This window comes from Shimia sp., from assembly GCF_965227725.1.
Classification (GTDB): domain Bacteria; phylum Pseudomonadota; class Alphaproteobacteria; order Rhodobacterales; family Rhodobacteraceae; genus Shimia.
Map to the genome: position 1 here is coordinate 39115 of NZ_CBDDGH010000001.1, position 23700 is coordinate 62814.

The window sequence follows — 23700 nt, forward strand, 5'->3', positions numbered from 1 at the left end:
CGGAATTGGCAGGGCCGTCAAGTGATTCAACATCACATAATGACTCTGATGGCCTGCAAAGGCGTTTAAACCTTACACATCCGCCGGGGAAGGCCCTCTGAGCGGCTTTTTAGGCGGAAGGCTGTTGCGATCCCATCTGATCGTCATGCCCTGATCACGGCGGGCAAAGATCTCCGGCAGGAAGTTTTCGAAATTGCCGATTTCCTCAACGCTGTGCAAGAGCCAAGCGTAATTCTTATCCTCATAGTAGAGCCAAGGAATGATCATCCGGTTCACAATCGGTTTGAAAATCCCCTTGGCCACACCAACGGTCAAGAGATTGCGCACCTTCAGCCCTTCAGGTCCATCCTCATAGTGAAACTCCACATCCGCAACCGGCACGCCACTTCTGGTGGCGCGCAGGGCAAAACGGGTCTCATCTCTGCGCACGACCTCCAGCCGCTCATTTGTCGTGAAATCGGGGTTGCGCTGATAGCCCTCAACGATGGTGATAAAGTCTCCTGCCGTCAGCGGGCGTTCTTTGTCAGCCTTTTCGCTTTCCAAAGAGATATGGTCCTTAGGATGGCTCACCAAAAAGGCCGGATAGGTCGTGCCATCAATCACCAGAGAAAGATCCGCATAGACCCCGTACCACCAACAGAGCATTTCTGCTGTCACTTCCCGAACCGGTGGGTGCTCGATTTCAAATAGGGTCCGCCCATCTGACAGATGCGTCACAGTCGAAAACGCGTTGTCAAAACTCTTGAGGTCCCATCCGAAGTCTCGCGGCTCAGGAAACTCCATGCACCACCCTCCCAGCTCATCTTAGGCCAAACCCGCCTCTGCTTTCTCCACTGACAACAACACCTGATATTTCTCAGGACAGGCTGCGCATTTTCGACAAGCCACGCAAGATTTTCCGGAAGTCCCGCTGCGTCGCCTTGCGGATATGGGGGATTAAAACGCACCGTCAGTTGGCGTGGGCCATGTGATGCGACGGCCTTCACTGCGGCGCTCATAGAGGATCGGCAGCAGGTGCTCCAAGGCGCCAATCTCCTCCACATTGTGCTGCATCCATGCCTCTGTCTTTTTCACATCAAACAGGAACGGCACGACGAGATTGTTGATCAGGATCCGGGACCACCCTTTGTCAACGCCGACCCAAAGGCAGGAGACCACGTCCGCACCATCCGGGTGCGCTTCGAAGGAATATTCAAGCCCCGCCACCCGGAGCCCGGCGCGATAGACTTCGATCGCGTATTTGGAGGTATCCCGCTGCACGATCTTGAACTTTTCGATGGTGCGATAAGAGGGTTCAGCCCCGTAAGCCTCTTCCATAACGATATAATCGCCTGGCTCGCTCGGCATCATCTGCGTGGCCAGAAAAGGCCTGATGTCTATGTGATCTCGCGGATGCCAAACCGAGAACGCCTTTGCAACATGCGCGCCCAAGTCGACCTCAAGGAACGCATAGACACCGAACCACCAGCACAGCATTTCACAGCTGATGCCGTTCAGCCGTTGATGCTCAACCGTCAGCTCAAGGCGACCGTCCGGCATTTGCGAAAAGGCAGTGGTGGCGTCTTCCAACCGGCGCTGGGGCCACTCAAACCTTTCAAGCTCCGGGCGCTTTGCCGGTGCAATTGACCTCTTCCCCATAGGTTTTCTGCCTCTATCTTGAACGCCAACGTGCGCTCAAAATTGAATTTTCTCAGAAAACCATGCGTCAGCTAGGCCAGTCGCGCAAGCATCTCCTGCGCGGCCTGCGACGGCGTGATGACACCAGAGGCCACTTTTTCATCCAATGATTGCAGGTCCTTGCGCGCTTGCTCTTTATGCAGACGCGCTAGCAAACCCTGACGCACCTCTTCGTGGAACCAAAACTGCGCCTGCGTGGCGCGGCGGATATCCCAATGCCCTTCCGACTTGCGCCAATCCGTCAGCGCGGTCATTTCAGACCATGCCGTCAGCAGCCCCTCCTCTTCGAGCGCCGAGACGGTCATTGCCTTTGGGAACCCTTCCGGATCCTGCGGTCGCTTGCGCAACAAACGGAGCGCTCCGGCATAATCGGCGCAGGTGCGCATGGCGGTGGTTTTCAGCGCACCGTCAGCCTTGTTCACCAAGATCACGTCCGCCATCTCCATGATCCCGCGTTTCACACCCTGAAGCTCATCACCGCCCGCAGGCGCCAACAGCAGCAGGAAGAGATCAGACATTTCTGCCACAACCGTTTCCGATTGCCCGACCCCAACGGTCTCAATCAGGACGACATCAAACCCGGCCGCCTCACAAAGCGCCACCGCTTCTCTGGTGCGGCGTGCCACGCCTCCCAGATGGGTTTGGCTTGGCGAGGGGCGGATGAAGGCGTTTTTCTCCCGGCTCAGCCGCTCCATGCGGGTTTTATCCCCCAGAATTGAGCCGCCGCTGCGGGCCGATGAGGGATCAACCGCGAGCACGGCCACGCGCAAACCCTGCGCGGTCAGCATCATGCCAAAGCTCTCAATAAACGTGGATTTCCCGACCCCCGGCGTGCCGGAAAGACCGATGCGCAAGGATTGTCGCCCAGCGCCGCGCAGGCTTTCCAAAAGCGCGCTGGCCTGTGCGCGGTGGTCATCCCGTGCGCTTTCCACCAATGTAATCGCCCGCGCCAGAGCCCTGCGGTCTTGTTTCAGTATTCTGTCCCGCAGTTCTGCGATATCCATGGCGACAACCCGTGTTTCTTGTTTGGAAAACTACATGCCGCGCCCCACCCTGTCTTGTCTAGTCCGGCGATACGTCAGCCACTTCAATTTGCTGCCTCTGTGGATTTGCGCGTCGGTGATGGCGGCACCTGCGGCGCGGGCTGAGAGTCACGCGCAACTCTGGTCGGTACACGCTTTTGGCATCAAAGTGGGGGAGCTCACGCTGGCCGTAGATGAAACGGACAACGCTTATGAGGGATCAGGCAGCTTTCGCACCACAGGCCTCGCGGGCATCCTGCGCAGCATTCGCTTCACGGTCTCAGGTCAAGGCACGCAGGCAGGACAAAACCTGCGCCCCGCGCGCTATGACGGCTATATCAACACCGGCAAGCGGGTGTCTGAAACCAGCCTTCAGGCGCAAAACAGCCTGCTTATCAAAACCAAAGGCGCGCAGGATCCCGCAACGCCAATTGCGCCCAGTGCCACCAAGGGCGCGCTTGATCCGATGAGCATGATGTGGCTCAGCCTGCGCGACCAGACGGATCAAACACTGTGCCAGATCGAACAGACCCAGTTTGACGGCACCCGCCTTGTGCGCATCACTCTGAAAACCCGCGCCTCTCAGGGCAACAGCGTGACCTGCTCAGGCACCTATGACCGCATCGGCGGCTACTCCGAGGAAGAGTTGACGGAGCTCAAGACATCTCCGCTGTCGGTGACCTATGAGCGCGACGGCGATCTGTGGCGCGCGCGCGAGGTGCAGCTCACCTCAAGACATGGCAAGGCCAAGCTGATACGGCGCGAGTAACCCTCTGGACCCTCAGGCGCAGCTGGCCGATAACAGCGCCATGACGCAGCTGCCCATTCACGACGCCCTTGATCCGCTCCTCGCTGCCCTGCGCAGCCACAACCGCGCGGTCCTGCAAGCCCCTCCCGGCGCTGGCAAAACCACCGTGGTGCCGCTCGCCATGCTGGAGGCAGGCCTGACCAAGGGCCGTATCCTGATGCTGGAGCCGCGCCGCCTTGCCGCCCGCGCTGCCGCTGAGCGCATGGCGCAAACCTTGGGCGAGAAAGCGGGCGAAACCGTTGGCTATCGCGTGCGCGGCGACAGCAAAATCTCCAAAGCCACGCGGATTGAGGTGGTCACCGAGGGCATCCTCACCCGCATGATCCAGTCTGACCCAGAGCTGGCCGGTGTGGGGGCGGTGATCTTTGATGAATTTCACGAACGCTCGCTCAACGCTGATCTGGGCCTCGCCTTGTGCCTTGAGATCTGCGAAGCCCTGCGCGACGATCTGATCCTTGTTGCCATGTCCGCCACGCTGGACGCCGCCCCGGTGGCCGCGCTTATGGGGGATGCCCCGATCATCACCTCCGAAGGTCGCGCCTTCCCGGTGGAGACCCGCTGGCTGGACAAACCCTTGGCCAAAGACACGCGGCTTGAGGAGGCCACGGCGCGGCTGATCACTCAAGCGGTGAGCGAGACAACCGGCGGCGTTCTGGTGTTCCTGCCCGGCGAAGGGGAGATCCGTCGCACGCAGTCTTTGCTGAAACTGCCAGATGATTGCACCGTGAATCCGCTTTTTGGCGCGATGCCCTTCAAGGATCAGCAAGCCGCCATCCGCCCCGCTGAACAGGGCCGCAAAGTGGTGCTCGCCACCTCCATTGCCGAAACCTCGCTCACCATTCAGGACGTGCGGGTGGTGGTGGACGCTGGCCGCGCCCGCCGCGCGCGTTTTGATCCCGGCTCCGGGATGTCACGCCTTGTGACCGAGCGTGTCACTCGCGCCGAAGCCACCCAGCGTCAGGGCCGCGCAGGCCGTGTGGCCGAAGGGGTCTGCTACCGCCTCTGGACCAAAGGTGAAGAAGGCGCATTTCTGCCCTTCCCGCCTGCAGAGATCGAAGCTGCTGACCTCACCGGCCTCGCGCTTGAGCTTGCGCTTTGGGGCGCAGCGCCCAGCGACCTCGCATTGCTGTCTCAGCCCAATCCCGGGAGTCTCTCTGAGGCGCAGGCCGTGCTGAACATGCTTGATGCGCTGGACGACAGCAACCGGATCACAGAACACGGCAAAGCCATCGCTGCGCTGCCCCTGCATCCGCGTCTTGCGCATATGCTGACCATCGCCGGACCTCAGGGTGCGCAAATGGCAGCTCTATTGGCGGCACGCGATCCGCTGACCCGCGGCGCCCCTGTAGATCTGGTCTTACGTCTTGAAGCGCTCACTGACCTCAAAACCTTCACAGACCGGCGGCCCTTCGGGGTCAACCGCGCGGCGCTGCACACTCTGAAAGACGAAGCCAAACGCCTCGCCAAATCGAGCAAGACCAAAGACGCGCCCGCTTATGCGCCCGCCGAACTCGCCGCGCTCGCCTATCCTGACCGCATCGGGCTGCACCGCAAAGGCGACGCTCCTCGATTTGTCCTTTCCGGCGGCAAGGGCGCGGTGATGGAAGACGGCGATCCGCTTGCCGGCAGCCGCCTGATTGTGGTGACCGACACCGACGGCAACCCGCGCGAAGCCCGCATCCGGCAAGCCATCCAGATCACCGAAGCACAGGTCCGCAGCCTGTTTGAGCCGCATATTGAGTGGGTCGACAGCTGCGCATGGTCAAAGCGCGAGCGCCGCGTAATTGCCCGACGCCAGGAGCGCTTTGGTTCCATCGCTCTGGACGACCGCATCTGGAAAGAAGCTCCCTCAGACGCAATCGCACATGCCATGCTGGAAGGTGTGCGTGACCTTGGCCTTACGCTCTCACCCGCCGCCCAACGTTTTGTTGCGCGTGTGACCCTGCTCCACGACGCCGGGCACGATTTGCCAGACATGGCACCGGATGCCCTCATGGACAGTATCGAAGACTGGCTCCTGCCGCATCTTGGCAGCGTGAAAACAGCTGAGCACTGGAAGAAGTTTGACGTGCTGGACGCTCTGCGCGCGCGGTTGGATTGGAACCAGATGCAGCTCCTGGACCGCCTGGCCCCTGCGCACTTTACCACGCCACTGGATCGCAAAATTCCCATCGACTACGGCGGCGAGCACCCTGAAATCACCCTGCGCTTGCAGGAGCTGTTCGGCCAGACCAGCCACCCGATGGTCGGCAACACCCCTTTGCGTGTCACCCTGCTCTCTCCCGGCCAGAAACCCGTGCAGACCACCATGGACATTCCCGGCTTCTGGGCGAGCTCTTATGCGGATGTGCGCAAGGACATGCGCGGGCGCTATCCAAAGCACCCCTGGCCCGAAGATCCGACGCAAGCTGATCCGACATTGCGCGCCAAAAGACGTGGAAATTAGCGGAAAATTTACCAAACCTTGATTTACCTGTCTGGAAAACGTATATACACTTCCTAGTTAACAACGGGTCCGCCAAACGGACTTATCCACAAGCTGAGCAGACGTCTATGACCAACGCCTTGAAAACCGCTTACGACAGCGTGATTGCGCCGCTTTGGCGCCGTCCCCGCCGCATTCAGCTGGCGGCGCTTTGCACGCGCGGATCGGGCCAGGGCCGTGAAGTTCTGCTGATCACCTCTCGCGACACTGGCCGCTGGGTTCTGCCCAAAGGCTGGCCGATTGACGGGCTGGATGCCGCCGGTGCGGCCCTGCGCGAAGCCTGGGAAGAAGCCGGGGTAAAAGACGCCAATATCAATCGCGAGCCTCTGGGCATCTATGCCTATGACAAGCGGCTTGAAGGTGGTCTTGCTGTTGGCGTGGACGTCACCGTGTTTGAGGCGGAAGTGACCAAACTGGTGGATGACTTCCCCGAAGCGGACGAGCGCACCCGCAAATGGGTGGCCCCCTCTGAGGCCGCGCATATGGTCGATGAACCCGAATTGCAGGCGCTCCTGCGACAAATGTAACAGTTTTATAACCCGTTTCTTGCATTGCGGCGCCAACGGGGATAGGCCCCAGCGCTAAGCAAACTGGGATTCTCTGTTATGTCCTCGCCAACCTCTGGCAACGAATGGTCCACGCTAGATCGCGACCTTCACCGCATCTCTCACCTCGAAGCCGCCACACTCTATGTCTCCCGCCCCATGGTGGGTCTTGGCATTGCGCTGGCGTTCATCGTGCTTGCCGCTGTGCTCGCAGGCCTGCTGACCGGCGCTGACTCAGGTAACATGATCATCATCGCCGCCGCTGGCTTTGGTGCCTATATGGCGATCAACATCGGCGCAAACGATGTGGCCAACAACATGGGCCCCGCTGTGGGGGCCAACGCCCTGACCATGGGCGGCGCCATCATCATCGCCGCGATTTGTGAAAGCGCAGGCGCATTGCTGGCTGGGGGCGATGTTGTGTCCACCATCTCCAAAGGTATCATTGATCCTTCGGGCATGGCGAACACGTCTATTTTCATCTGGGCCATGATGGCCGCGCTGATCTCTTCCGCGCTGTGGGTGAACATTGCCACTTGGGTCGGCGCGCCAGTGTCCACCACCCACTCCGTTGTGGGGGGCGTGATGGGCGCGGGCATTGCAGCGGCGGGTTTTGCCGCTGTGAACTGGCCCACCATGGGCAAAATCGCCGCCTCTTGGGTGATTTCCCCCGTTCTGGGCGGTGTGATTGCCGCCATGTTCCTGGCCTTCATCAAAGCCAAGATCATCTATCAGGATGACAAGATCGCCGCTGCGCGTCGCTGGGTGCCGGTGTTGATTGGCATCATGGCAGCCGCCTTTGCCTCCTATCTGGCGCTCAAAGGCTTGAAGAAGATCATCAAGATCGACATCCAAACCTCCCTGCTGATCGGCCTCGCGGCGGGCGTGCTGCTCTACGCGGTGTCCAAACCCTTCATTCGCAAGCAATCCGAAGGGCTTGAGAACCGCAATAAATCTCTCAAAGTGCTCTTTGGCATTCCGCTGGTGTTCTCCGCTGCGCTCTTGTCTTTTGCGCACGGTGCAAACGATGTGGCCAACGCGGTGGGACCGCTCGCCGCCATTGTGCACGCGGCAGAATTTGGCGACATCGCAGCCAAAGTGGCGATCCCAAGCTGGGTCATGATCATCGGCGCCTTTGGCATCTCCTTCGGCCTCTTCCTGTTTGGCCCCAAACTGATCCGCATGGTGGGTGAGAAGATCACCAAGCTGAACCCCATGCGCGCCTATTGTGTGGCTCTGTCTGCCGCCATCACCGTGATTGTAGCGTCCTGGCTGGGTCTGCCGGTCAGCTCCACCCACATTGCGGTGGGCGGGATCTTTGGCGTCGGCTTCTATCGCGAATGGGACGCGGAGCGCCGCCTGCGCAAGAACGCCGGCCAGCGCCCGGTCACCAAGCGTATCGCACCGGAAGAACGCCGCCGCCGCAAGCTTGTGCGCCGCAGCCACTTCATGACGATTGTGGCAGCCTGGGTCATCACAGTGCCCGCTGCAGCGTCCATGTCCGCAGTGATCTTCCTGCTGCTCAACGCCATCACAAACTAACAGCATACGCCTGTGGGGATCATCTGCCCCGCAGGCGTTTTTGCACCTCTTTGGCGCTCAGGCAGGGTGATCCAACGCCCTCCGCCTCTGCCGCACGGATCAGCGCCGCGATGCGCCCGTTAATCGCCGCGTCCTGACCGTTCTGCCGTGCCAGCCGCACAATCTGCCCCTGCAGCTCTTCAATCTCGGTGCGGCGCCCGCGATCAAGATCCTCCCACATGGAGCTGCGCGCATTTGGGTCAATCGACAGCATCGCGCGGGCAACCCAGCGAAACGCCCAGGTTGGCAGCCTGAGCACGCGGGGCACAACGCTCATCGGGACGGCCGCAACGGGATTGCTTGGGGTGATCCCTGCCCCCTCCAGAACCGTCAACGCCTCAGACATCTGCGCCGCCATCAAGCGCCGCCACCGCATGTCGCCGATCTGCTGGCGCAGGGGCAGGCCTGACAACGCATTGAGCGCGTTGTTGAGGTTGATCACCAGCTTGCCCCATTGCAGAGCAGCCATATCGCGCTTCTCATGCACCTCAAGCCCAAGGCAGCTCAGATGCCGCGCCACATGACCTGGCCCCTTCTCGATCGCAATCTGACCACTGGTGCCCCGGTGAAAGCGCCCACCACCGACCCAGATCACGTTGAACGGCACCATGCCTGCGCGCACATCGTGATCCGGCAAGGCCTTTCGCAGGGTGTCTGCGTTTTCAACCCCGTTTTGCAAGCTCACCACAATCGCCCCCTTTGGAGCATGACGCGCAATCTCAGCAGCGATCTGGGCTGTTGCACCGCTTTTGACGGTCACCAACACAATATCAGCCTCAGCGAGGCAGGAAGGATCCGTCTGCATGGCAAAACTGTCAGGAGAAAGCGCCTCATCCAAGCCGTCATAGTCGGTCAGTGACAGGCCATGATGGCTGATTTCTTCAAGGGTTCCCGCCCGCAAAAGTAGCGTCACATTGCGCCCCGCGCGTGCAAGCATTCCACCCACAAAACAGCCAATACTGCCCGCCCCTGCCACCACGATACGTGGATGGAGCGCGCTGCGTTCCGCATCGCTCATGTGTTCTGTCCCCTGTTGCGCCAGCTCCGCCAGTATAGACAATTTGAGGCAATTCTACGGCAACAGACATGCGAGCGCCAAAACGCCGGCGGACAACACAGTGGTGCCCAACAAAAAAGCGCCAGCCGAAGCCAGCGCCTTTCTTATGCAAACTGCGGAACCAAGCGTTAGCTCAGGCACCATTTCATGATGGCTTTTTGCGCGTGCAACCGGTTTTCCGCCTCGTCAAAGATCACCGAGGCCGGACCGTCCATAACCGCATCGGTGGCTTCCTCGTTGCGGTGGGCGGGCAGGCAATGCATGAACAGTGCGTTGTCCGCTGCGTGGCTCATCAGCTCTTCATTCACCTGATAGGGGCGCAGCTGATTGTGGCGTCGCTCGCGCGTCGAGACCGCATCATGCATGCTGACCCAAGTGTCGGTGACCACCAGATCCGCGCCCTGCACAGCTTTCACCGGATCACGCTCGATCTCCACCTTCACACCTTTGGCGCGCGCTTGCTCGATGAAGACGGCCTCCGGATCCAAAGTGTTGGGGCCAGTGAAAGTTAGGTCAAAGCCGAACTGCCCCGCCGCATGGGCAAAGCTTGCAAACACATTGTTGCCGTCGCCGGACCAGACAACCTTTTTGCCCGCGATCGGGCCGTTCTTTTCCTCAAAGGTCAGGATGTCCGCCATGATCTGGCAGGGGTGCGTGCGGTTTGTCAGACCGTTGATCACCGGCACCGTGGCATTTTCCGCCATTTCCAGAAGCGTGGCTTCTTCAAAGGTCCGGATCATGATCAAATCCACATAGCGGCTCAGCACCTTGGCGGTGTCTGCAACGGTCTCGCCATGGCCCAGCTGCAGCTCAGAGCCGGACAGCACCATGGTCTGCCCGCCCATCTGGCGCACACCAACATCAAAGCTCACGCGGGTCCGAGTGGAGGGCTTTTCAAAGATCAGCGCAACCATGTGATCTTTCAGCGGCAAATCATCGTCCAACGCGCCTTTGGGGCGGCCGTTGCGCGCATCTTTCATCGCTTTGGCGCTGTCGATCATGCCGCGCAGATCGGCGACTTCGGTTTTGTGGATATCCAGAAAATGTTTCATCTTATTTGGTCCTTACGCCTGCGCGCCCACTTGGGCTACCGCCTTCTCCAGCCGCTGGACGGCTTCGGCAATTTCTTCATCTGTAATGTTCAGCGGTGGCAACAGGCGCACCACATTGTCGGCCGCTGGCACGGTCACAACCTCATGGTCATAACCCGCTGCAACCACATCGCCGCAGGCTGCTTTGGAGCACTTAAGCCCCAGCATCAGCCCCGCGCCACGCACCTCTTCAAAGACATCCGGGTGTGCCGCAACCAGTCCCTCGAGTTTTTGGCGCAAAAGTCCGCCCTTGCGGTTCACGTCGCTCAAAAAGGCATCATCCGCCACAACATCCATCACCGCGCCGCCCACGGCGCAGGCCAGAGGGTTGCCGCCATAGGTGGAGCCGTGGGTGCCTGCAACCATGCCGCTTGCGGCCTCTTCCGTCGCCAGCACCGCGCCCAGCGGGAAGCCCCCACCGATGCCTTTCGCCACCATCATGATGTCAGGCGTCACGCCCGCCCATTCATGGGCAAAAAGCTTGCCTGTCCGGCCAACACCGCATTGGACCTCATCCATGATCAGCAGGATGCCCGCCTCATCACAAATGGCCCGCAGCGCCTTCAGGTCTGCGTCCGGCAGCGGGCGAATGCCACCCTCGCCTTGGACAGGCTCTACGATGATCGCAGCGGTCTGGTCGCCCACCAGCGCCTTGGCGGCTTCCACGTCGCCCCAAGCCACCTGATGGAACCCCGGCAGCAAAGGCCCGAAGCCTTTCACCAGTTTTTCAGAACCCGCAGCGGCGATACCTGCAGAACTCCGGCCATGGAACGCCCCTTCAAAGGCGATGATCTCCACACGCTCGGGCTGGCCTTTGTCATTCCAGTGCTTGCGCGCCATTTTGACGGCCAGCTCACAGCATTCGGTGCCAGAGTTGGTGAAAAACACGGTGTCGGCAAAAGTATGCGCCACCAGCTTGTCCGCCAGCGCCTGCTGCTGGGTGATGTTGTAAAGGTTGGAAACATGCCAGAGCTTACCAGCCTGCTCCGTCAGCGCATTGACCAGAACAGGGTTCGCGTGGCCCAGCACGTTCACCGCAATGCCTGCGCCCAGATCCAGAAAACGTCGGCCATCCGCCTCGATCATCCAGCTTCCTTCGCCCTTCTCAAAAGTGAGAGACGCACGGTTGTATGTCGGCAGAATGGACGGGATCATTGCGATCTTCCTTTTTCAGATCATGAGCCTCAGTGACTGCATCACTTAAGGCATTTAGGTCAATGTTTTTGAGGGGGTTTGCGTCACTTTCTAACGCATCAGAACAAACACAGGCTTACGCGCCTGTTACGCGGTAAAGCGTCGGCGTCGCAGCAAAGAGATATGGATGCACTTGTTCATGACCTCTCCCTAATGCGGCAATCGACGAATGGGAACCCCAAACTTCCACTTTGGATCATTTTTGTAGTTTTTTGTTCATTTCGGACTGATACGCGGCGGATTTTGGGCTGTGTAAATCGGCAACTTGTCAGCAGTGAGCACTGCCCCCATAACCCTCTTATGCACCCCATCGCCGCCCCCAAGACGAATCCCGCACTCGCTGCCGCGCTGACATTGGCCGCGTCTGCCTTTGCCGCTGGCACAACACTTCTGGCCAAAGCGCTCGGAACCGGAACGCTGGGGCCAGCGCTGCACCCGCTGCAGATCAGTCACGGGCGCTTTCTCTTTGCCTTCATCGGGTTTGCCACTGCAGCGATGATCCTGCGCCCGCAAATTGAGCGCATTCACTGGGGTCTCCATATTGGTCGTTCAACACTTGGCTGGGGCGGCGTGACGCTGATGTTTGCGGCGGCGGCGTTCATCCCGCTCTCGGATGCCACAGCGATCAGCTTTCTGAACCCCGTGGTGGGCATGCTGCTGGCGATCCCGTTTCTTGGAGAAAAAATCGGCCCGTGGCGCTGGGGTTCTGCGGCATTGGCGTTTTGCGGTGCGATGATCCTGACCCGCCCCGGCACCGGAGCGCTGGAGCTTGGGGCGGTGCTCGCGCTATGTGCCGCGGTCGCCATGGGCGGCGAGCTGATTTTCATCAAGAAGCTCACCGGCCGCGAGCGCCCGTTTCAAATACTGCTGATCAACAACGCCATTGGTCTGGCCATATCCACAGCGGCCGCCGCTTTTGTCTGGCAAGTGCCGACTGTAGCGCAATGGGCCGCGCTCGCCGGGATTGGGCTGTTGATGGCTTCTGCCCAGACCTGCTTCATCAACGCAATGCGGCTTGCAGATGCGAGTTTTGTGGCGCCGTTCTTTTACGCCACGCTGGCCTTTGCCGCGCTCTACGATGCGCTGGTCTTTTCGGTATTGCCCGATGTGGTGAGCTGGGTTGGTGCGGGTGTCATCCTGACCGCCGCAGCCATTTTGGTCTGGCGCGAAGGCCGCAACAGGCCCACCCCTTAAGCCGCGGCATCAAGAGCGGGTTGCAATTGTACAGCCGCAATGCGCCAAACACCCCCTTGCGGCACCATCAGATAATCCAATGCGTGGGTCACACCCTGAGCGTCCTTCATCAGCACCCGCTGCCAAACAGCCGCGCCTTCCAAGGTCTGCGATCCGAACTGCACGGTCTGAGGCCGATAGACCATCGGGTAGCCGCGCTGCACCATAGCGCCAAAATTCTCGGGCGTCAGGAACATGCGCTGGATATTGTCTGCGGCAAAGCCAAAGGCCGTCACAAAATCATCGCCACGAAACGCCTCTATCTGCGCGCTGATCACGGCTTCGATCTCCGCCTTGGCGTTCTCTTGTGCTTGCGCAGCCCCCGAGCGGGCAAATTCCAAAACCACCACAAAGGCGAGCAAAACATGCTTCATCTTACGTCCTCCCTTTAGGAGGCTACGGCCCATGCGGGGCTACAGATCACAAGGGGCAGTTTGGGAACATAAGTCATGCCGCCACACATAGAGGTATCGCCAAAAGAAAAGGCCCCGCCGGAGCAGAGCCTTTTGAAACGTCAAACACATTTTGCGGATCACGCGCCTGAAACGAGGTCTCCGGCAAGCGCTTTGTGGATCAGCGTCACCGTCTCTTCCACGCCGTAAAGCGCAATGAAGCTGCCAAAGCGCGGGCCTTGGGAATCGCCCAACAGCACCTCATAGATCGCCTTGAACCAATCGCGCAGCGGCTCAAACTCGTGGTTTTTGCCAATCGCAAAGACGATGGACTGCAGGAACTCCTCATCGGTGAAATCCGGTTCCGGAAGCGGATCCTCGTTGCCCACAAGCGCGTTCTTCGCCGCAATCACCGCCAGTGCGGTCTCAGGCGAGCTCAGAGCGCCGGCCAGATCTTCCAGCGCACGGCGCTCCTGTTCGGTGGGCGCACGGTAGACCTTTGCCGGTTTCACGAAGTCGTTGAAATAGCGCACCGCATGGCCAGCCGCCGCATCCATGCCCGGATGTGTTTCTGCAGTCGCATCAGGGGCGTATTTGTTGATGAACCCCCACATGGTTTCTTTGTCTTCCGCGGAAGAGGCAGAGGCCAGGTTCAGCAGCATGCTGAATGGCACCACCATATCGGATTGCGGCACGTCACCGCCGTGGATGTGCCACACCGGGTTGTTCAGCTGTGCCTTGATGTCCTGACCGTGGTAGGCGCGCAGCTGCTGGTGATACTCATCCACCGCTTTGGGGATCACATCAAAATGCATCCGCTTCGCGGTTTTAGGCTTCTGGTACATGAAATAGGCGAGGCTCTCGGTGGAGGCATAGGTCAGCCACTGATCAATCGACACACCGTTGCCGGAAGATTTGGAAATCTTCTGCCCGTTTTCGTCTAGGAACAGCTCGTAAGAGAAGTGGTTGGGCTGACGCCCGCCCAGCGCCCGGCAGATCGCGTCATAGATCTTCTCGTTGGTGGCGTGCTCCTTGCCATACATCTCAAAGTCCACGCCCAGAGCCGCCCAGCGCGCACCGAAATCCGGCTTCCACTGCAGCTTCACATTGCCGCCGGTCACAGGCACGGTCCATTCTTTGCCGTCCTCATCTTCAAAAGTGACGGTGTAGGTTTCCGCACAGACCTTTTTCATCGGCACGTAAAGCACGCGGCCGGTTTCCGGATGCAGCGGCAGGAAGATCGAATAGGTCGCGGCGCGCTCTTCGCGCAGGGATTTCAGCATGATCGCCATGATGGCATCATAGTTGTCCACCGCGCGTTTCAGCACTTCGTCAAACTGACCGGTTTCGTAGAATTCTTTGGCGGAGTAGAATTCATACTCAAAGCCAAAGGTATCAAGGAAGCGGCGCAGCATGGCGTTGTTATGTGCGCCAAAGCTGTCATGCGTGCCAAAAGGATCAGGTACCGTGGTCAGCGGCATCTGCAGATAAGGCTCAAGCGTTTCCGGATTTGGCACATTGGAGGGCACTTTGCGCAGCCCGTCCAAATCGTCGGAAAAACAGATCAGCTTGGTTGGGATGTCGCTGATCGCCTCAAAAGCCACTTTGATCATTGTGGTCCGGGCCACTTCGCCAAAGGTGCCGATGTGCGGCAGGCCGGAGGGGCCATAGCCGGTTTCAAACAGAACATAGCCCTTCTCTGGCGCACCCTTTGCATAGCGTTTGAGAAGCTTGCGGGCTTCTTCAAAGGGCCAAGCTTTGGATTCGAGGGCTGCTGCGCGCAGGTCAGACATTGTCCATCTCCGGTTCAGGATCGGGTTTCAGCGAAAGAATGCCAAGCGCCTCATTGCACGTGACAATCCGACGCTTCCTATTGCTCCTGAGACTGGCAGTCAATATTCTGCACTGCAACACAGCAATGCAAAGGATTTGCAAGTGACCCAAGAAATTCCACACCCGCTCACCCCGCAGGACTGCTTGGTGTTGGTGATGGTGGCTGTCTCCGCCTCTGACGAGAACATCCGCACCGCTGAACTCGTGAAAATTCAGGCGGCCGTGAACCACCTGCCAGTGTTTGCAGAATATGACGTGGACCGGATGCAGGTCATCAGCCAGCTGGTGTTTGACCTGTTTGAACAAGAAGACGGTCTCGCCGCGCTGTTTGGTCTGGTGCGCGACAATCTGGATGAACGGCTCTTTGAAACCGCTTATGCGCTGGCCTGTGATGTCGGGGCTGCGGATGGCACTCTGGCTGAGCCGGAGCTGCGCCTGCTTGAAGAGATCCGCTATGAGCTGAACATCGACCGCCTGCACGCAGCCGCAATCGAGCGCGGTGCGCGAGCGCGCCACATGACCTAAGCAGATTTCGGTAACAAAATGAGCTGCGCAGGTCACACGCTTGCGCGGCTATTGAAGGATGTCGATCAGAGCCTGCTTGCGGAACGGCTTGCTGAGGAACCCATCCATTCCCGCCTCAAAGCAGGCCTCCGTATCGGTGGGCTGCGCATTTGCGGTCAACGCGACGATACGGCAGGGCGCTCTTCCGCTTTCCTTCTCAAAAAGGCGAATTTCCCGCGTCGCCTGCAGTCCGCCCATCACCGGCATCGACAGATCCATCAGGATCACATCGTAGGCCTGATTGCGACAGCACTCCAAGGCTTCCAGCCCATCCTGCACAAAACGCATGTCGGCACCGGTAGGTTCCAACATTTTCCGCACAACCATCTGGTTGGTTTTGTTGTCTTCCGCCACAAGGATTTGACGCCCTGAGAGCGGCCCCTTCCCGACAGCCAGGCTCGCATCGGTTCGGGCAATCTTGCGACTATCCCAGATGACGCTCTCTGTCGGTTCACTATGGCTCCCTTGGCCTGCCCCCACTTTGGGCGTCACCGCATCTGTCGGGGTCAAGTTCAAGGCCACAAGGAACGTGGTGCCCTCATTAGGCACACTCTCAACCGAGAGTTTTCCGCCCATACGTTCCACCAACGCCTTGCTGATCGCCAAGCCGAGCCCTGTGCCTTTGCCCCGCATTTTGCCATCTTCGTGCACTTGCTCAAAGGCTGTGAAGATCATCTCAAGCTGAGCCGGCTCGATGCCGACACCCGTGTCTGACACGGCAATTTTAAGCGGCATCTCATCCGCTCCTGAAGCGAATGAGACCTTCACCGACACGCCCCCCACTTCTGTGAACTTCACCGCGTTGCCAATGAGGTTCAGCAAAACCTGACGCACGCGGCTCATATCACCTATGAAGCTGCTCGGCATATCCTCCGGATAGTCAAAAACCAACTCCAGCTTCTTGGCATCAGAATGCCGAGAAAGAAGCGCACAACACTCCCGCACCAGCTCACGCAAAGAAAACGGCTCATCCGTCAGAGAGATTTTCTGCGCCTGAATCTTTGAGAAATCCAACACATCATTGACGATGGTCAGCAGCGCGTTGGCGGAATTGTAGATTGTGTTGGTGCAGAGGCGCTGGTGGTCGTCCAGCTCGGTCTCCGACAACAGCTCGCACATCCCCATGATCCCGTTCATCGGCGTGCGAATTTCGTGGCTGACATTTGCCAAGAAGCGCTCTTTGGCGCGGTTGGCCTCCTCAGCCTCCTCGCGCGCCAGCTTGTTCAGCTCAAGCGCCTGATCGCGCTCCCGCTGCGAGGTGATGTCTTCTGTTGTGCCAACGATATGCGTCAGCTGCCCAGCGTCATCAAACACCGGCCTCAGTGTCGTCCGAAAATCAGCGATACGATCATCAAACGGGATGGTCACAAAATGCACGCTTTCGGTCTGCGCCTTGACAGCCTCAAGATGCAGCGCGAGCCCGCGCTCCCCATTCCAACCGCCAAAAATCTCAAGGGCAGTCTTGCCGAGCGCATCCTTGGCGGCGACCTCTGTGCGTCGCTCCCACTCTTTGGTGACCTTCACATAACGCGGCATACCATCCGTGCCGACCTCCAAGACGAAGATCGCACCCTGAGCCGCGTCCAGAAACGCGAAATGGTTTGAGAGATTACTGGGCTTCCTGGGGGTATTCATCACACTAGAGCAACAGCCCTTTCCAAAACATGGGTACAAAATCATTTACTTAGCAATAATTACGAAACTATTGCTACCAAACGCCAAATACAACACGCGCCGTATTTCTACATACGCCTGCACGCGCCATGGATCTTTGTCACTCAACGAAGAGCCTTGGCGGCTGGGTGCCGCATCATAGCGGTCAAACGCTTTCCTGAAATCCGGCAGGCCCCTCAAGAAGTGCGCACGCTAAATCCTGCCCGCTCTACGCCCCGTAGACCGTGCCCCACCGCGCGATCAGCGCCTGCTGCAACCGCTTGGCCCGCCCATTCCAGGTGCGCGCGCCTTTCGGGCGTTCGCGGTCCGGGCCAATCAGACGCTGGCGCGCGCTGACATCGGCCTCAAAGATTGCAAAGGCCAGAACTTTGCCGTCAGGCGCATTGATGTAGCCCGCCAGCGCACTCACAAAATGCAGCGTCCCGGTTTTGGCACGGACCTTCACCGGATGGGCTTTGATCGGCCGTCCCTTGGCGTCTTTCACAGGTATGTCTTTCAGGATCGGCTGAAGCACCTCATGTTGCCCCGCCTGCGCCAACATCAAAGCCATTTCATCCGCACGCAGTCGCGACGCCTCGCCCAGTCCTGAGTGGTCCACCAATGCAGCCGCCTGCATACCAAGCTGCTCCTTGGCCCAGGCATTCATCGCTGCAGCGGACTCCTTCAGTGTTAAAGGTTGCGCCCCGCGCGCCTGAGAGGCCGCCAGCCCCACCATCTCCGCGGTGAGGTTGGTGGAGTATTTCAGCATGCCGGTGAGGATGGTCTTCAAATCAGGGCTTTGCTGGCGGGCGACAATCGTGCCACGTGGTGCGCCCTGCGCCACCTTAGGTGCCTGCAACACAATGCCATGCGCCCGAGCCAGAGTCCGAAACACCTCACCTGCGTAAAGCTCCGGCTGGCGCAGCGGAAGCCACCGCGCGCCACTCTGTCCCAACGCGCCTTTGGCGACGGTCCACTGATCCGTCTGCCCCGCCGATTTATAGGTGTAAACGGGCACCGCACGATTGACAATTTTCATCTGCGCCACGGTCACGGCCGGACGGTATTTGTTGCTGCGCGCATCCATGGTCACGCCATAACCGTCTGCACCACGCTTCCACTCAAAGTGGACCCGGTTGTAGTTCAACGCGATGCCAGAGACCGCTGGATTGTAGCCCGCATGATCGGGCTGTTTCTTGTCGATCCTCTTGACCGATGGCAGCGCCCCGCCCCACACCAGAAACCGCCCGGTCACCTCACGAATGCCTGAGGCCTTCAGCGTTCTTGCCAAGTCAGCAAGGCCGTTTGTGTCAAGTGTCGGGTCCCCGCCGCCGCGCAACACAAGATCGCCATTCAGAACACCGTTCTCCACTGTCCCAACAGCCACCAGGCTTGTGAGAAAGCGGTGGTTTGGCCCCAGATAGTGCAACGCATAAAGCGCCGTCAGCACTTTGGTCACGCTGGCGGGTGGCAACCCCGAGGCCGCATTGTGCCCTTCCAGAATGCCGCCATCTCCGGCGCGCGCCACCGCGTAGCTCACCTTGCCAGTGAGGCCACTGTCGCGGATCAAACTTTCTGCAGAAGGCGCACTGTTGATCAGTCTCTGCGCATCCGGGCGCAGCACGGGCCGCAATGATCGGCTCGGCGCATTGGCCCAAAGAGGTGTCCCCAAACTGGCGGCGCTCAAGGTCAGAAACGACCGGCGTGTGAAGCTCTTTTTCATAGCCGCAACCGTACCTCTGAACCGCTTGATGGTTCAACCGGCAGAGTGCCCGTGCGACTTCACAAAATATACAAAAATCAGCGGGCTTTTGGTGAGGCTGTTAACATGTTACCGCTGTGCCATGTGGAAAGTCTTTGCCTTAATGTTTGTCGCCATGTCCATGATCCCCGCAGGGGATACGGCAGGCAAACTCATGATGCAGACCCATGGTGCCAGCCCGATATTTGTTGCCTGGTCCCGCTTTGCTCTTGGCGCGCTGATGGCCTTGCCTTTGCTGCGACCAACAACCCTGCGCGCGCTTGGCCATTGGGCGATCTGGCTGCGCGCCGCATTGATGAGCTGCGGCATCTTCTGCATTCAAAACGCCCTGCAGACCGCGCCCATCGCCGACGTCTTTGCCGCGTTTTTCATCGGGCCGATCTTTTCCTACATCTTGTCTGTTCTCTTGCTCAAAGAGCCGGCAACGCGGAGCCGCAACCTTCTGATGGCGCTTGGATTTCTCGGGGTTCTGCTCGTGGTGCGACCAAGTGCTGACATGTCTGCCGGTCTTCTCTACGCGGTGGCGGCAGGCCTCTGCTATGGTGCCTTTCTCACAGCCTCGCGCTGGCTCTCAGGCACGGTGCGTGCCACCGACCTGCTTGTCACGCAACTGGCGCTCAGCGCTCTGATCCTGACACCTTTTGGCCTGCCGCATCTGCCGACCACCACCTCACTGGAGTTCAGCCTGCTCACCTTTGGCAGCGCGGCCTTTTCGATGGGAGGAAACCTCCTCCTGTTACTCGCCTATCGCCGCGCCGAAGCCGCACAGCTTGCGCCTCTGGTCTACCTTCAACTGCTGAGCGCAACAGCGCTTGGATGGGTGGTGTTTGGCACATTGCCCGCCGCCCTCACCTGGCTCGGTCTGGCGCTGATCCTGAGCGCGGGCGTGCTCTCCGCAGCGCTTCCGAGCTTGCAGGCAAAAGCCAAGCGTCAGACGGCTGGTTGAGAGGTATCTGGAGCAGCTTGCGTGCCGGGAGCACCACTCAGATACTTCCCCCACTTCCGCTCAAAGGCGGCTTCCAAATCGATCCCCTGCCATTGGGCAAAGACCATTAGAAACCCAAACAGGTCTGCGGCTTCGTCCGCCAAAGCTTCTTTGGCACATTGACCAGAGCCACTGCCACGCTGATTGCCAATGGACGCAAGATAGGCGGATTGCATCTCGCCCAGCTCTTCCGTCAGTTTTGCAAGATACCAAGCAGAGTCGCGCGCGATCTCAAAGGTCTCAGCATAGATGTCGCTGACCTGTTTGGCCCGAGCCGTCAGATCCGCGACGCTCCGCCCCGTGGGCCGATCCATTTCACTCATTCACACACTCCACAGATCTGAACAACTGCGCCACCTTCACCCGCTTAAAGACCTCTCTTACCCCTTGCCGGGCGAGAACAAATCTTTCTGATCCGGGCGTTTGGGGGCCGAAAGCCCCAGATGTCGCCACGCTTTTTGCGCCAGCATCCGGCCGCGCGGTGTCCGCTGAATCAGCCCCTGCTGCAGCAAAAACGGTTCGATCACCTCTTCAATCGCATCGCGGCTCTCGCTCAGCGCAGCGCTGATCGTGTCGATCCCAACAGGGCCACCGCCGTAGTTCTCTGCGATGAAAAGCAAGTATCTGCGATCCGCCCCATCCAGCCCGAGATTGTCCACCCCAAGCCGCGTCAGCGCCCCGTCCGCAAGCGCCTTGGTGATGACGCCGTCGCCCTCCACCAGCGCAAAATCCACCACCCGGCGCAACAGCCGCCCTGCGATCCTTGGCGTGCCACGCGACCGGCGTGCAATTTCACGCGCGCCGCCATCCTGTGCAGGCACATGAAGCTTGCGTGCATTGCGGGTGACGATCTCGTTGAGCTCATCTTCGGTGTAAAACTGCAGACGTGTCGGAATGCCGAAACGGTCGCGCAGCGGCGTGGTCAAAAGCCCCAGTCGGGTGGTTGCGCCAACCAGGGTAAACGGCTGCAGCTCGATGCGCACGGTCCGCGCGGCAGGGCCTTCGCCGATCACCAGATCAAGCTCAAAGTCTTCCATCGCCGGGTAAAGCACCTCTTCCACCGCCGGGTTCAGACGGTGAATTTCGTCGATGAACAACACATCGCGCGCTTCCAGATTGGTCAGGATCGCCGCGAGGTCGCCCGCTTTGGCCAGCACGGGGCCGGAGGTCATCCGGAAATTTACACCAAGCTCGCGTGCCATGATCTGCGCCAGCGTTGTTTTCCCAAGCCCCGGAGGCCCGTGAAACAAGGTGTGGTCCATCGCTTCGCCACGACGCCGGGCGCTCTCAATGAACACCCGCAGGTTAGCCCGCGCCTCAGCTTGGCCAATGAAGGCGTCAAGCTCCTGTGGGCGCAGGGCGCGATCCGCATCTTCAGGCCGTGGCTCCGGGCGCAATGTCGGGTCTGGTTGATCCATAGATTATCCCTTCGGCGCCAAGAGCTTGAGGGCTGTGCGGATCAAGGTTGCCGTATCCGCCTCGGGATCTTCGCCCGCCGCTTGCGCCACTGCAGTTGCCGCATCTGAGGGGCTGTAGCCCAAATTGCCAAGTGCAGACAAAGCGTCCGCCTGCACACTCATGGACGCCGCAGCCGCCGAGCCGCTCGCGCCGGAAGCGCCGCCTTGGGTGACCGGTGCATGTGCCGGATCTTCCAGCACGGCGTCATCTTTCTCAGGTGCGCTCTGTGCCGCCTCGCCGGTGGCTGTGGCCATCGCATTGCTGAGACTGCCGCCCAACGCCATGATTTCAGGCGCTTTGTCCTTCAGCTCAATGACAACCCGCTGTGCGGTTTTGGGGCCAACCCCTTTGGCCGCCTTGATCGCCGCCACATCGCCCAGCGTCACAGCGCGGCTGACCCCCTCGGCCCCCAGCGTGCCCAGAATGGCGAGACTGGCCTTTGCGCCGATGCCCTGCACACTCATCAAAAGCCGGTGCCATTCTTTTTCAAACAGACTGCCAAATCCAAAGAGCTGCAAAAGGTCTTCGCGCACCAAAAGATCGGTATAAAGCGCCACGGCCTCCCCAGCGGCCGGCATCGCCGCCAGCGTCCGGTCAGAGCAGTAGACCATGTAGCCCACCCCGCGCACGTCGATCAGAACGTGATCCGTGCTGCGGTATTCCAGTGTTCCAGAAATCTTGCCTATCATGCCTGCGCCTTTTTCAATGCGGCCGCATATCCGGCCCCTGCCCGCGCATAATGCGCATGGCACATGGCAATGGCCAGCGCATCTGCAGCGTCAGGCCCGGCAATCTGCACACCGGGCAATTGCAGCTTCACCATATGCTCCACCTGATGCTTTTCCGCGTGGCCGACCCCAACCACGGTTTTCTTCACTTTGTTGGGCGCATATTCCCCGATGATCAGACCCGCCTGTGCAGGCACCAGCAAGGCGATCCCGCGCGCCTGCCCCAGCTTCAGCGTCCCCGCGCCATCCTTGTTCACAAAGGTCTGCTCAATCGCCGCATGATCCGGCAGGAAGCGTGCCACCACATCCGTCAGCTGTTCATGCAAAGACAGCAGGCGCGCGGCCAGATCCTCGCCAACCGAATGACAGATTCCATTGCCCACATGGCTCAACCGGCTGCCATCAGCGTCGATCACGCCCCAGCCCATATTCCGCAAGCCGGGATCAATTCCCAATACGCGCATCTGCCGCCCCATTCTGCTCTTTTTGTTCTGTTGTGCCTCGGAGTAGCACGAAACGAGAACAAACGCCAAGACCAATCCCATTCCAATAGCTGCATGCGTTTTCTGCAGCCCCGCCTTGCACCCGTTACATAACTGTTACAAAGCGGTCGTTTTTGTCACCAAAATTGTCGCAAAAACCAAATCAACGCGCATTTTTCCAAGCCGATCCGACCCATGCAAAACCTGCATAGGACCTATGCCGGAATCCGTCTTGTGAGCGTTGATCGACCTCCATATTTGCCGTCCATCTTGAAGAATAGACCATACCAAATTGGCAGAAGGAACACTGATATGGCCTCTTTTGAAACGACGTCGACCCCCAGTTTTGCTGGCCGTATCCGCGACACATTCACTGTGTTCGCTGCTCAGGTTGCAGACTGGAACGAGAAACGTTTGACCCGGAAAGCCCTGGAACAGCTCAGCGATCGCGAGCTGGAGGACATCGGCATGTCTCGCGCCGACATCCCCCGCTATCGCTGAGTCTGGCACTTCACCACTCACATGGTCGGGCCTTCGGGTCGGAAACCGCAGCCTGCTTGGGGAGGCTGCGGTTTTTTAGTGCCCAAAACAAACGCGGCCCCGGGGGAGAGAACCCGAGGCCGCAAGGATCTTGGAGGGATCCATGAAAAAGAAGGGTGTTAGCCCAGTGAATTGATCTTGAGCGCGATCCAGCGCGAGACCGGATCGGGGCGCATGGTCCAGGCTGCGGCTTTCTCCACAGCATTTCCGCCGCTCAAACGCGCCACATCCTGCGAATAGAAGTCAGGACCAAGCTGGGACATCATCAAGCCTTTGATGACGAAAAAAGAGACTACGACCATGCTCAGACCGTGCCACGGGATCGTGCGTCTGCGTCCTGCACCGCGCACGATGACGTAGCCATTGCGGTCAATAGCAACTGCCTCACGCGCCTTAGGCCCGGCTTCCGCTTGATTGCGGTAAATCCGTGCGAGACGCTCATGAAACTCAGCGTTGGATTCACTCATAGCAAATACTCAGGTTTGGCCCCCACCAAACATGAATAAAATTGACCAAAAATTGCCCTAAAATCAAGGCGAGCCCTGACAAATAAGGCAAATTCGAGACAAAACTTGTTTTTATGCTTAACAGATCACGCTCATTTGGAAAC

23 protein-coding genes are annotated in these 23700 nt (G+C 59.3%); 8 read left to right on the forward strand and 15 right to left on the reverse strand.

What is annotated here, in order from left to right; genetic code table 11:
• Window positions 1–72: 72 nt before the first annotated feature.
• The 3 genes from ACO07T_RS00220 to meaB form a co-directional block, all read right to left on the reverse strand.
• Window positions 73–783, reverse strand: coding sequence for a hypothetical protein (locus tag ACO07T_RS00220; protein WP_422047742.1), 711 nt, complete (start codon window positions 781–783; stop codon window positions 73–75).
• A gap of 153 nt (window positions 784–936) precedes the next feature.
• Complete coding sequence (locus ACO07T_RS00225) at window positions 937–1638, reverse strand: hypothetical protein (protein WP_422047743.1); 702 nt, start codon at window positions 1636–1638, stop codon at window positions 937–939.
• A 71-nt stretch (window positions 1639–1709) separates the two neighbouring features.
• Complete coding sequence (gene meaB, locus ACO07T_RS00230) at window positions 1710–2681, reverse strand: methylmalonyl Co-A mutase-associated GTPase MeaB (RefSeq protein WP_209077719.1); 972 nt, start codon at window positions 2679–2681, stop codon at window positions 1710–1712.
• 34 nt (window positions 2682–2715) lie between these two features.
• Between meaB and ACO07T_RS00235 the strand changes: the two genes are divergently transcribed.
• The 4 genes from ACO07T_RS00235 to ACO07T_RS00250 all read left to right on the forward strand — a co-directional run bounded on the left by ACO07T_RS00235 (window position 2716) and on the right by ACO07T_RS00250 (window position 8079).
• Window positions 2716–3468, forward strand: coding sequence for a DUF3108 domain-containing protein (locus ACO07T_RS00235; RefSeq protein ID WP_422047744.1), 753 nt, complete (start codon window positions 2716–2718; stop codon window positions 3466–3468).
• 40 nt (window positions 3469–3508) lie between these two features.
• On the forward strand, window positions 3509–5953 hold the full coding sequence (gene hrpB, locus ACO07T_RS00240; RefSeq protein ID WP_422047745.1) for an ATP-dependent helicase HrpB: 2445 nt from the start codon (window positions 3509–3511) through the stop codon (window positions 5951–5953).
• A 107-nt stretch (window positions 5954–6060) separates the two neighbouring features.
• On the forward strand, window positions 6061–6519 hold the full coding sequence (locus tag ACO07T_RS00245) for an NUDIX hydrolase (protein WP_422047746.1): 459 nt from the start codon (window positions 6061–6063) through the stop codon (window positions 6517–6519).
• Window positions 6520–6597: 78 nt separating this feature from the next.
• Complete coding sequence (locus tag ACO07T_RS00250) at window positions 6598–8079, forward strand: inorganic phosphate transporter (protein WP_422047747.1); 1482 nt, start codon at window positions 6598–6600, stop codon at window positions 8077–8079.
• A 19-nt stretch (window positions 8080–8098) separates the two neighbouring features.
• On the opposite strand, the gene ACO07T_RS00255 is transcribed toward ACO07T_RS00250, so the two are convergent.
• The 3 genes from ACO07T_RS00255 to ACO07T_RS00265 all read right to left on the reverse strand — a co-directional run bounded on the left by ACO07T_RS00255 (window position 8099) and on the right by ACO07T_RS00265 (window position 11421).
• Entirely contained in the window at window positions 8099–9136 is a 1038-nt protein-coding gene (locus tag ACO07T_RS00255; protein ID WP_422047748.1) for a 2-dehydropantoate 2-reductase, read from the reverse strand.
• Window positions 9137–9303: 167 nt separating this feature from the next.
• Window positions 9304–10227 (reverse strand): ornithine carbamoyltransferase, encoded by a 924-nt coding sequence (argF, locus tag ACO07T_RS00260; RefSeq protein WP_422047749.1) that lies wholly within the window; start codon window positions 10225–10227, stop codon window positions 9304–9306.
• Window positions 10228–10239: 12 nt separating this feature from the next.
• Window positions 10240–11421, reverse strand: coding sequence for an aspartate aminotransferase family protein (locus ACO07T_RS00265; RefSeq protein ID WP_422047750.1), 1182 nt, complete (start codon window positions 11419–11421; stop codon window positions 10240–10242).
• Between the two features lie 339 nt (window positions 11422–11760).
• Between ACO07T_RS00265 and ACO07T_RS00270 the strand changes: the two genes are divergently transcribed.
• On the forward strand, window positions 11761–12654 hold the full coding sequence (locus tag ACO07T_RS00270; protein WP_422047751.1) for a DMT family transporter: 894 nt from the start codon (window positions 11761–11763) through the stop codon (window positions 12652–12654).
• Here ACO07T_RS00270 and ACO07T_RS00275 read toward each other — a convergent pair.
• Both ACO07T_RS00275 and ACO07T_RS00280 read right to left on the reverse strand, forming a co-directional pair.
• Window positions 12651–13067, reverse strand: a complete 417-nt coding sequence (locus ACO07T_RS00275; protein WP_422047752.1) for a DUF4864 domain-containing protein — start codon at window positions 13065–13067, stop codon at window positions 12651–12653. The two genes, ACO07T_RS00270 and ACO07T_RS00275, sit on opposite strands and share 4 nt — an antisense overlap.
• Before the next feature lie 158 nt (window positions 13068–13225).
• Window positions 13226–14878, reverse strand: a complete 1653-nt coding sequence (locus tag ACO07T_RS00280; RefSeq protein ID WP_422047753.1) for a lysine--tRNA ligase — start codon at window positions 14876–14878, stop codon at window positions 13226–13228.
• Between the two features lie 142 nt (window positions 14879–15020).
• Here ACO07T_RS00280 and ACO07T_RS00285 point away from each other — a divergent pair, with 142 nt between their 5' ends.
• Window positions 15021–15443, forward strand: a complete 423-nt coding sequence (locus ACO07T_RS00285) for a tellurite resistance TerB family protein (RefSeq protein ID WP_209061742.1) — start codon at window positions 15021–15023, stop codon at window positions 15441–15443.
• 48 nt (window positions 15444–15491) lie between these two features.
• On the opposite strand, the gene ACO07T_RS00290 is transcribed toward ACO07T_RS00285, so the two are convergent.
• Entirely contained in the window at window positions 15492–17162 is a 1671-nt protein-coding gene (locus ACO07T_RS00290) for an ATP-binding protein (RefSeq protein ID WP_422047754.1), read from the reverse strand.
• A gap of 202 nt (window positions 17163–17364) precedes the next feature.
• A complete protein-coding gene (gene dacB, locus ACO07T_RS00295) occupies window positions 17365–18858 on the reverse strand; it encodes a D-alanyl-D-alanine carboxypeptidase/D-alanyl-D-alanine endopeptidase (RefSeq protein WP_422047755.1) in 1494 nt (497 codons plus the stop codon).
• 142 nt (window positions 18859–19000) lie between these two features.
• Here dacB and ACO07T_RS00300 point away from each other — a divergent pair, with 142 nt between their 5' ends.
• Complete coding sequence (locus tag ACO07T_RS00300) at window positions 19001–19843, forward strand: DMT family transporter (protein ID WP_422047756.1); 843 nt, start codon at window positions 19001–19003, stop codon at window positions 19841–19843.
• Here ACO07T_RS00300 and ACO07T_RS00305 read toward each other — a convergent pair.
• From ACO07T_RS00305 to ruvC, 4 genes are read right to left on the reverse strand one after another with little or no spacing between them, the layout of a single operon-like run.
• On the reverse strand, window positions 19828–20205 hold the full coding sequence (locus ACO07T_RS00305; RefSeq protein WP_422047757.1) for a hypothetical protein: 378 nt from the start codon (window positions 20203–20205) through the stop codon (window positions 19828–19830). The two genes, ACO07T_RS00300 and ACO07T_RS00305, sit on opposite strands and share 16 nt — an antisense overlap.
• A 57-nt stretch (window positions 20206–20262) precedes the next feature.
• The gene (gene ruvB / locus ACO07T_RS00310) at window positions 20263–21300 is read right to left on the reverse strand and encodes a Holliday junction branch migration DNA helicase RuvB (RefSeq protein WP_209061749.1); all 1038 of its coding nucleotides are present in this window, start codon (window positions 21298–21300) and stop codon (window positions 20263–20265) included.
• A 3-nt stretch (window positions 21301–21303) separates the two neighbouring features.
• The gene (gene ruvA, locus ACO07T_RS00315; protein WP_422047759.1) at window positions 21304–22029 is read right to left on the reverse strand and encodes a Holliday junction branch migration protein RuvA; all 726 of its coding nucleotides are present in this window, start codon (window positions 22027–22029) and stop codon (window positions 21304–21306) included.
• A complete protein-coding gene (gene ruvC / locus ACO07T_RS00320; RefSeq protein ID WP_209061753.1) occupies window positions 22026–22532 on the reverse strand; it encodes a crossover junction endodeoxyribonuclease RuvC in 507 nt (168 codons plus the stop codon). The genes ruvA and ruvC overlap by 4 nt, the downstream gene beginning before the upstream one ends.
• A gap of 330 nt (window positions 22533–22862) precedes the next feature.
• Here ruvC and ACO07T_RS00325 point away from each other — a divergent pair, with 330 nt between their 5' ends.
• Window positions 22863–23051: a DUF1127 domain-containing protein gene (locus tag ACO07T_RS00325; protein ID WP_209077705.1), complete on the forward strand. Its 189-nt coding sequence runs from the start codon at window positions 22863–22865 to the stop codon at window positions 23049–23051.
• 158 nt (window positions 23052–23209) lie between these two features.
• On the opposite strand, the gene ACO07T_RS00330 is transcribed toward ACO07T_RS00325, so the two are convergent.
• Window positions 23210–23557 carry a hypothetical protein gene (locus tag ACO07T_RS00330; protein WP_209061757.1) on the reverse strand — a complete coding sequence of 116 codons (348 nt, stop codon included), beginning with the start codon at window positions 23555–23557 and terminating at the stop codon, window positions 23210–23212.
• Window positions 23558–23700: the final 143 nt, after the last annotated feature.